Raw genomic sequence first — 1,377 nt, forward strand, 5'->3', positions numbered from 1 at the left:
GTAGGAGATGTATGGACTCCTCCCCCAAATAGGGTGAGTACGGTATAAAGAGATTGGACAATTACTTTTACCAATAAGGAATCCATACATGTCAAAATTTAACCTAATTAGTATCGACTTGGCAAAAAATGTTTTTCAAGTCGGTAAGTTTTTTCGTCAAAACCTACAAAGTAATAAAGCGGTGAGCAGAAAACAGTTACTGTCGATACTCACCACTTCTCCTCGTTGTAAAGTTGTTATGGAATCATGTGGCGGTGCTCATTATTGGGCACGCAAAGCGCGTAGTGCAGGTCATGAAGTCGTGATTCTAGACCCTCGGTTTGTCAAAGCATTTAGAGTTGGCCAGAAAACAGATGCAAATGATGTAATTGCAATAGCTGCCGCTTCTTTCTCGCCTAATGTTCGCCCGTGTAAATCACTGACACAAGCACAGCAAAGTCTACAGTCGATAGATCGAATGCGTGCGTTAGCTGAAAAGCAGAAACGACAGCTGGCTAATCAAATCAGAGGCTTGTTACTTGAATTTGGAATTGTAATCAAGCAGTCAGAATGCGCGTTTAGGCAAGCCATTCCTGAGATTCTAGAGGATAGCGATAGTGGGTTAACCGCTGGCTTAAGGCAGTGTATAGCTCAGTGCTATGAATTATTTAAAGCCCAATCAACATTAAAAGAAACATTAAATGAGTTGCTGACAGGTTTAGTGAAACAAGATGAGCAATGTGAGCGCTTACTGGCGCTTGAGGGTGTCGGGCCTATCACAGCGGTTGGTTTATTAATAAGCTTAAGTGACACAGCCCATTTTACGAGTGGACGTAATGCGGCAGCCAATGTTGGTGTCACCCCGCGTCAGCACTCAAGTGGTGGAAAAGTACGAATAGGTCATATAGCCAAATACCGTGGCGAGATAACATTACGGAGCCACTTGTTTCTGGGAGCCAGAGCGGTCATCAGTCAGTTAAAGCATCGAGAACCAAAAACGAAAAAAGAACAATGGCTCAAAGCATTAGTTGAAAGACGGGGTGTGAAGTGCGCCGCCATTGCGTTAGCAAATAAAACAGTTAGGACAGCGTATGCCATGCTGAAAAAGGGCACGAGTTATGAACCCAGTTTACTAGCCAATTAATATTTAGCCTTCAATAACAGAAACAACAGTATTGACCAAGAACCTGCGTTAAGCGGTTAGACCCACCCTTGATAGCCTGTAAAGTACCTGGCGTGTTAAAACACCGAGTAGGAGAAGAGGCACAAGGGCGCGAATACATCAAAGGGCCGAGGTAGCTCCTCATTATGAGCCCGCATATAAGTACGCAGTCTGACAAAATTAACGAAGAGTATTGTGCAATAGGAGGAGTCCATATAAGGTACTTTAGTGCCGAA

General features: G+C 43.7%; 1 protein-coding gene. It reads left to right on the forward strand.

Translation table 11 applies throughout. From position 1 onward, the window contains the following. Positions 1-88 precede the first annotated feature (88 nt). Positions 89-1,123 (forward strand): IS110 family transposase, encoded by a 1,035-nt coding sequence (locus HUS61_RS21090; RefSeq protein WP_175083675.1) that lies wholly within the window; start codon positions 89-91, stop codon positions 1,121-1,123. Positions 1,124-1,377 lie beyond the last annotated feature (254 nt).

The organism is Pseudoalteromonas sp. 0802, from assembly GCF_013350085.1.
Classification (GTDB): Bacteria; Pseudomonadota; Gammaproteobacteria; order Enterobacterales; family Alteromonadaceae; genus Pseudoalteromonas.

Excerpts from the sequence above, each read along its gene's own strand:
- HUS61_RS21090 (WP_175083675.1), top strand. The coding sequence starts at position 89 with ATGTCAAAATTTAACCTAATTAGTATCGACTTGGCAAAAAATGTTTTT.